The organism is Fulvivirga sp. (assembly GCF_040220315.1).
Lineage (GTDB): Bacteria > Bacteroidota > Bacteroidia > Cytophagales > Cyclobacteriaceae > Fulvivirga.
The window spans coordinates 1-7,742 of the sequence record NZ_JAVJUY010000161.1 but is presented as its reverse complement, the minus strand read 5'-3'; the positions used below and the strand labels follow the sequence as shown (position 1 = coordinate 7,742).

Genomic DNA, 7,742 nt, shown 5'->3' with positions numbered 1-7,742 from the left:
GCAGACTCAAATGCCGTAGCAGTAAGGGTTACACCATCAAGGTCTGTTGTATTCCATACATTGGTAATGAGTATCGCCAAAGCAGTGAGTGTACAAACTATTAATGTATCTATGGCAGGACCCAGCATGGCTACCAACCCCTCACGTACAGGCTCATCAGTTTTGGCTGCCCCATGTGCAATAGGGGCTGTTCCTATGCCAGCTTCATTAGAAAAGGCAGCTCTTCTGGCACCGGTAATAATCACTGTCCCTAATACACCACCTGCAACAGCGTTTCCTGAAAAGGCATCTGTTAGAATCAATCCCAACATCCCCGGAACTTCAGATAGATTAGCTAGAATGATTGTAAGAACGGATAAAAAATAAACCACAATCATCAGAGGCACCATTTTACTGGCAACATTGGCAATTCTTTTTAACCCTCCGAAAATTACAATGCCCACAAATACGGTAAGAAGTAGGCCTGTATAAAGATCAGTCCATCTAAAGTTTTGATTCAGCAGTTTAAACTTGTCGTCACCAAATCCTGCCGGTATTATTAGCACATCTCGAATAACCTGAGTTAATTGATTAGCCTGAAATATAGGTAGGCAGCCTATCATGCCTGCAATGCAAAAAAGATAGGCGAGTGGCAACCATGCTTTACCCAAACCTTCTCTAATCACATACATGGGACCTCCATGTACCTGTCCGTTTTCATCTTTACCCCGATACATGATAGAGAGTGTACAAGTAAAAAATTTGGTAGCAATACCCACAAAAGCACTGACCCACATCCAAAATATAGCACCAGGACCACCTGTAACAATGGCAATGGCAACACCAGAAATATTACCCATCCCCACAGTTGATGCCAAATGCGTTGATAATGCCTGATAGTGATTGATCTCACCTTTTTCTTTAGGATCATCGTACTTACCAGTTAATACCTTGATGGCATGCACAAAATATTTAAATGGCAGAAGTTGGGAGTAAAGCAGAAAAAAAGAACCACCACCTAGCAATAATATGAGCAGGGGAATCCCCCAAATCCAATTTGCAAAATCTACTATCAATTGTCCCATTTCCTACATATTTGCTTTGAAAAGCTGCTAATATATAAATTACTTATGGCCTAAAACTGTAATTTTCAATTTTATGCCTATCTTATATTTTTTATAAAAGAATCTCGAAGATAAAATGAATATAAATCTCTTTTTGCTCTCGCTGTTTTTAATCCAATCACCTGTCTCAAACCCGACAATAGACAGTCTCAATCAGTCGCTTCAAACGTCTTCTGGCACTGAGAAAGTGATTATTCTCAATGAACTTTATAAACAGTACGCCAATAATGATCCTGTAAAAGCTATGGACTACACACGGCAGGCGCTTGATATGGCTATGGAGATTGGTGATCCGAGCGGGATGGCATCCAGCTACAATAATATAGGCGTATTGAATAAAAATAGGGGAAACTTAGATGAGGCACTGGATAGTTATTTAAATGCAGTTAGAATTGAAGAGCAGAATAAATTTATTGATGCCCTGCCATATACCTATAATAATATTGGCACCATCTATTCCTTAAAAGGTGAATTTGAAAAGGCATTGGTATATTTTAATAAAGCACTTGAGCAATTTGAGTCTATAAACCATAAACTACGCATTATCGGTACGCTTAATAACATTGGAAACGTATATTCCGATTTACAGGAGTATGATTACGCATTAAAGAATTACCTGCAATCCCTTAAAATTTATGAGTCATTGGAAGATAATTCCCAGGCTTTTGTGCCATTTAATAATATCGGTAATATCTATTTCCAGCGCGGTGAGTGGGACAATGCAATGGCTTTTTATGAAAGTGCCCTTGATCTGGAAAAGTTAAATAACGATAAGAACGGGCAGGCAAATGCACTTCATAATATAGGTACGGTTTACAAAGCCACCAAAAAATATGAAAAAGCCATTGAAATATTTAATGAGGCACTGTCGATTGCCCAAGAAACTGATAATAAAAGAATCATTGAAATTATATACGGCTCATTAGCCGAAACTTATTTTGCCACAGGCGATATGTTTATGGCATACAGCTTTTTGCAATTGCACAATAATACCAAAGAGCAAGTGTATAACGAGCTAAGCAATAGAAGAATAGCAGAGTTAGAAAGTGCTTTTGAAATAGAAAAGAAAGAGGCTGAAATTGAAGCACTTAAAGTACAAAGTGAGTTACAACAACTGCAAATTCAGAATGATAAAATAGTCATAGCTTCGGTGGTAATTGTGTCTTTTCTTGTAGTAGGCCTAAGTTTGGTTATCTGGCAAGAATTGAGAACGATTAGAAAAAACAAGAAACAATTAGAAGCTCAGAATATTGAATTAGAGAAACAAAAACTTATTATTCAAGAGAAAAATGAAAGTATTACCGAAAGCATTGATTATGCCAAGAGTGTGCAGGGTTCGATGCTTAAAGTGGAAGTGCCTGATAAATTTAAGGATGATTTTTTCGTTCTTTTCAAACCAAAAGATATTGTTTCTGGTGATTTTTTCTGGTTTTCTGGAAATGAAAAACAGCAAATAGTAGCCGCTGCAGATTGTACCGGCCATGGTGTTGCTGGCGCGTTCATGACGGTTATTGGTCATACTTCACTTGATCAAATAATCAACAAAGAAAACATTAGCCAGCCGGATACAATTTTGCAAAAACTTGATTTACAAGTACAAAAGTCCATTAACCAGAGCGATCGGCTAATATCGGATCATGGAATGGATGTTGCCCTATGCGCAATAGACAGGAATAATAATAAACTGGAATTCGCGGGTGCAAATAGGCCACTTTACTATGTGAGGGAGGGTGAATTGCACACCATTAAAGGCACTAAACATACAATTGGAGATAATTCAGAAGGGCAAATAAGTTTTGAAAAACATGAAGTACATTATCAACCAGGAGATGTGTTTTACTTATTTTCCGATGGCTTTCCTGATCAATTTGGGGGCGAGGATAATAAGAAGTTTATGGTAAGCAATTTCAAGCAAAACCTGGTTGATATACATACCCTGCCATTAGCTGATCAAAAGAAAAAACTTGATCAAACCCTTTCTAAATGGCAAGGTAAAACAGAACAAACGGATGATATTTTGGTGATGGGTTTTAAGGTTTAAACGTTAGTTTACCTTGAGAAACCCCCATCAAAGTAGATAAGTGATACAGCAAGCGGGCTCCAACATTGGCATCCCATTCATTTTCTCCAGGGGCTACTTCATTTAAATCAAATGAAACAATCGTTCTTCCCGACTTAACTAATTTTTTAATCAGGTAGACTACCTCATCAAACTCAAAGCCCCCGGGAACAGGTGTGCCCGTGTTCGGGCATAGTTTAGGGTCTAAACCGTCTATGTCAAAACTGATGTATACGTGTTTTGGCAATTCGTTAATGATAGAGTCACAGATGTTAGCCCAGGAGCTGCCTTCAAACTTATGAGCCTTGATATCCGAATCATAAAAGGTTTTAACTCTACCTTTAGAATTTGTAATATAGTTCATCTCCTCATCACAAAAATCTCTAATACCAACCTGTACGAGTTTGGATATTTTTTTATTCTTCAAAGCATTAAACATAATTGAAGCATGCGAGTACGCAAAATTTTCGTATGCTTCACGTAAGTCGGCATGGGCATCAATCTGTAATATTCCAAGATCAGGGTATATATCTGCCATAGCATTGATAATTCCCAGTGGCGTACTGTGATCACCACCCAAAAGTGCAACCATTTTTCCTTGATTGTGAATTTTGGAAGCCTGAGAGCGCACATAAATGTTTAGCTTCTCGGCCATTTCATTCACGGCATTAGGAATAATCTTCAGTTCATCAGTAATCCATTCTTCTTCATTATTTTCCAACCAGGTAATGTATTTATATGCAAGATCGCGATACTTTTTATTTTGGTTGATTAAATCCTTTTCAATGGGTAGCATGTGAATACCCATTTTCCAGGCATCAGGAATGTCTTTTAGAAATAAATCTACCTGAGTAGATGCATCAAGAATTGCTTGTGGGCCATCAGCCGTACCGGCAGTGTAAGATACTGTTACTTCCCATGGTACAGGAATGATAATTAAATCGGCACTTTCATAATCAAATGGAAGTCCAAACAATTGGCCAGATGCTCCTGGTCCGTTAGGGTCAAAAGACGCGATAATATCTTCTTTCTTACTCATTGATTTGATTCTAATTATTTAGTAAGCATCAAAATAAGGATAAAAAGAGCACATAATTGAAAATTATTTATGTGCAGTAAATTTTTTTCTTTTATCTTCCAGCCCATTATGTAAAAACCAGATCATGCTTAACGTCAATATTGAACATTTCCGCAATTTAATTTCCCTTGCTGCCGCTGATGGTAAAATAGCTGATGTAGAAATGGTGGCACTATCAAAAATTGCCTATGAAAATGGTATTCCCTTAGATCGACTCAATGTAATGATCGATCGTGCGGATGAATACGTTTACCTGATTCCTCAAAATCAGCAGGATAAAGATCAGCAGTTGGAAGATATGATAAAGCTGGCCATGTTGGACGGTGAATTTGCAAATGCTGAAAGAGAGCTTATCAATTTGGTAGGTGGTAGACTAGGGTTTAGCCCGAAGGAAATCCGTGCAAAAATTGATGGATATCTTAAGAATACGCCCTCAATAGAGAAAGACTAGAAATTAAGCAGGTCTGGGTATTCGTAGCTCTTTAATTGACCTGTTCCTTCTGAAATTTCATTCCAGCCAAGGTTTTTAAATACAATGTGTGCAAGTCCGCAGGTGGTAATATTGCCAATCTCAGATTTGGTAAGGTATTCAGCTAAATACGTATGGGCAGGGTTGTGGCCTACTAACAACACAGTATTCCACTCATCCTTTAATTGATTAACTACCTGAAGCAAACTTCTTGTAGAAGCCTCATAAAGCTCTTGGTTTTGATGTATCCTGTTGGTGTCGTACTTAATTTGTTCTGCTACTAATGAGGCAGTGCTTAAGGCACGAACTGCAGGACTTGTAATTATTATATCAATCTGTACTTTTTTGTTTAGTAGATTAATACCCATGCGCGTAGCGTTTTGCAGGCCCTGAGAGTCCAAAGTTCTATCAAAGTCTTGCTGGTCTGTTAGTTTTTCACTTGCCTTGGCATGCCTGAGTAAGTATAAATTTTTGTTCATAAAAATTGTTGATCAAAAACAAATGATAGCTTTGATGGTTCAATCTACTAAATGTCGAATGATTATTTAAATCGACTCGTATTATTTTATTTTTAAAATTATTGTTCATCTTTGAAATTTTGAGCCAAAAGCAAAACATCTGATATGCCGAAGAATTTAGTGATAGTGGAGTCACCAGCGAAAGCCAAGACGATTGAAGGATACTTAGGGAAAGATTATAAAGTGACTTCCAGTTATGGGCATGTCAGAGACTTACCCAAGGGCGATAAAGCCATTGATAAAGAGAATGGGTTTTTGCCCACCTATGAAATAAGTCCCGATAAGAAAGCAGTTATTAAAGAATTGAAAAAGCTTGCCAAGGATTCTGACATCATCTATCTGGCGAGTGATGATGACCGCGAGGGAGAAGCCATCTCATGGCATTTAAAAGAAGCCTTGGGTTTAGATGATGCTAAAACAAGGCGAATCGTATTTAGAGAGATTACTAAGAATGCCATTCAAAACGCTATTCAATCACCGCGAGGAATAGATTTAGACTTGGTAAATGCACAGCAGGCTCGTAGAGTGTTGGATAGATTGGTAGGTTTTGAGCTTTCTCCCATACTATGGAAGAAGATTAAAACAGGTCTTTCTGCAGGTAGGGTGCAATCGGTAGCCGTGAGGCTAGTTGTTGAAAGAGAGCGTGAAATCGAGAAATTCAAGCCAGATAATTTCTATAAAATCACTGCTTCATTCGATGTAGGGAATAAAAAAATACTTCAGGCAGAACTCTCGAAACGCTTTAAAACAGAGGAGGAAGCTCAGAAATTCCTTGAAGCATGTGCGGAGGCAACGTTTACAATAAAGGATCTTCAAAAGAAGCCAACTAAAAAAACTCCTGCACCACCATTTACGACATCTACCTTGCAACAGGAGGCAAGTAGGAAATTGGGCTTTTCCGTATCGCAAACAATGACTGTTGCTCAGCGACTATACGAAGCGGGTATTATATCCTATATGAGAACGGACTCTGTGAATCTATCTCAGGAAGCTGTTGATAGTGCTGTTAATGAAATTAAAAAAGAGTACGGTGATGACTTTGTGAAAGTAAGGCAATATAAAACCAAGTCTAGCTCAGCTCAGGAAGCACACGAAGCTATCAGACCAACAAATTTTGCGGTAACCAATCCATCAGCGGATAGAAATGGTGTTCGATTGTACGAACTTATTTGGAAACGAGCTATTGCATCACAAATGGCAGATGCTCAAATTGAAAAAACAACGGCCACTATAGATATTTCTACGCTGGATGATACACTAACAGCTACGGGAGAAGTAGTGAAATTTGAAGGTTTCTTGAAAGTGTACCTCGAATCTACTGATGATGAAGAGGAAAATGAAGAGCAAAAGGGAATGCTACCTCCGTTATCGGTTGGTCAGGAGTTGGAGCTTCAGGAAATGAATGCTCGTCAAGGTTTTACAAGACCACCGGCAAGATACACCGAGGCTAGTTTGGTGAAGAAATTGGAGGAAATGGGAATTGGTAGACCATCGACTTATGCTCCAACAATATCTACAATTCAAAAGCGAAATTATGTTGAGAAGGAATATCGCGAAGGTAAAGAGCGTGAATATCAGATACTAACACTCAGAGGCGGTAATGTAAACTCTAAGACGCAAACAGAAATTACTGGCACAGAAAAGAACAAAATGTTTCCTACCAATATTGCAATGGTGGTAACTGACTTTTTGGTAGATCATTTCCCCAATGTGACGAATTATAGCTTTACAGCCGAGGTAGAGAAGAAATTTGATGAAATAGCCTCCGGGTTGAAAGAGTGGGATAAAATGATAGGCGAGTTTTATTCTGAATTTCATGCAAAAGTAGAAACCACAGAGAACATTGAGCGGGCAGACGTTCCGAGTTCAAGAGAGCTGGGTGTGGATCCAAAATCGGGTAGGAAGGTAATTGCTAGACTAGGTAAATTTGGACCATTAGTGCAGATAGGAGATGAGGAGGAAGATGGTAAAAAGCCGCAGTTTGCCAGCTTAAGGCAAGGCCAGTTTATTGAGAGCATCACGTTAGAAGATGCTTTAGAGCTATTTAAACTTCCTAGAGAACTAGGAGATTATGAAGGTAAACCAATGTTGGTTGGCTTAGGTAGGTTCGGGCCATATGTGAAATACGATGGCAAATTTGTGTCCATTCCTAAAACTGATGACCCTTACACAATAGAAGATGTGCGCGCCATCGAGTTGATCAAGGCGAAAGAAGAAGCTGATAAAAATAAGTTCATCAAAACCTTTGATGAGAATACTGACGTTCAGGTATTAAACGGACGATACGGGCCGTATATTAAAGTGGGTAAGAAGAACGTAAAAATCCCAAAAGACAAAGAGCCTAAAGACCTTACATTGGAGGAATGTCTGGAGCTAGCCGAAAAGACTCCTGAGAAAAAGGGGCGGTATGCGAAGAAAAAGTAAGTTTAGCTTTGGAAAATGATTCTAAAGAAAATCCTACTTTCAATTTTTCCGACTCTTTGTCTTGTGTTCATGATTGATACGTTCTTTTTCT

6 protein-coding genes are annotated in these 7,742 nt (G+C 38.5%); 3 read left to right on the top strand and 3 right to left on the bottom strand.

The genetic code is table 11. The features are described 5' to 3' along the window. Positions 1 to 1,064 (bottom strand): alanine/glycine:cation symporter family protein (locus RLO81_RS07855; RefSeq protein ID WP_350109691.1); only part of this gene is annotated, 1,064 nt, incomplete at its 3' end. 115 nt (positions 1,065 to 1,179) lie between these two features. On the opposite strand from RLO81_RS07855, the gene RLO81_RS07850 reads away from it, so the two are divergent. Further along, positions 1,180 to 3,144, top strand: coding sequence for a tetratricopeptide repeat protein (locus RLO81_RS07850; protein WP_350109688.1), 1,965 nt, complete (start codon positions 1,180 to 1,182; stop codon positions 3,142 to 3,144). On the opposite strand, the gene RLO81_RS07845 is transcribed toward RLO81_RS07850, so the two are convergent. Beyond that, complete coding sequence (locus tag RLO81_RS07845; RefSeq protein ID WP_350109685.1) at positions 3,134 to 4,201, bottom strand: agmatinase family protein; 1,068 nt, start codon at positions 4,199 to 4,201, stop codon at positions 3,134 to 3,136. The two genes, RLO81_RS07850 and RLO81_RS07845, sit on opposite strands and share 11 nt — an antisense overlap. Positions 4,202 to 4,325: 124 nt before the next feature. Between RLO81_RS07845 and RLO81_RS07840 the strand changes: the two genes are divergently transcribed. Further along, positions 4,326 to 4,691 (top strand): tellurite resistance TerB family protein, encoded by a 366-nt coding sequence (locus RLO81_RS07840; RefSeq protein WP_350109682.1) that lies wholly within the window; start codon positions 4,326 to 4,328, stop codon positions 4,689 to 4,691. On the opposite strand, the gene RLO81_RS07835 is transcribed toward RLO81_RS07840, so the two are convergent. Continuing rightward, complete coding sequence (locus RLO81_RS07835) at positions 4,688 to 5,188, bottom strand: SixA phosphatase family protein (RefSeq protein ID WP_350109679.1); 501 nt, start codon at positions 5,186 to 5,188, stop codon at positions 4,688 to 4,690. The two genes, RLO81_RS07840 and RLO81_RS07835, sit on opposite strands and share 4 nt — an antisense overlap. A gap of 144 nt (positions 5,189 to 5,332) precedes the next feature. Between RLO81_RS07835 and topA the strand changes: the two genes are divergently transcribed. Beyond that, positions 5,333 to 7,651 (top strand): type I DNA topoisomerase, encoded by a 2,319-nt coding sequence (gene topA, locus RLO81_RS07830; RefSeq protein WP_350109676.1) that lies wholly within the window; start codon positions 5,333 to 5,335, stop codon positions 7,649 to 7,651. Positions 7,652 to 7,742: the final 91 nt, after the last annotated feature.

Coding starts and splice junctions, on each gene's coding strand:
- topA (WP_350109676.1), top strand. CDS start 5,333: ATGCCGAAGAATTTAGTGATAGTGGAGTCACCAGCGAAAGCCAAGACG.
- RLO81_RS07850 (WP_350109688.1), top strand. CDS start 1,180: ATGAATATAAATCTCTTTTTGCTCTCGCTGTTTTTAATCCAATCACCT.
- RLO81_RS07840 (WP_350109682.1), top strand. CDS start 4,326: ATGCTTAACGTCAATATTGAACATTTCCGCAATTTAATTTCCCTTGCT.
- RLO81_RS07845 (WP_350109685.1), bottom strand. CDS start 4,201: ATGAGTAAGAAAGAAGATATTATCGCGTCTTTTGACCCTAACGGACCA.
- RLO81_RS07835 (WP_350109679.1), bottom strand. CDS start 5,188: ATGAACAAAAATTTATACTTACTCAGGCATGCCAAGGCAAGTGAAAAA.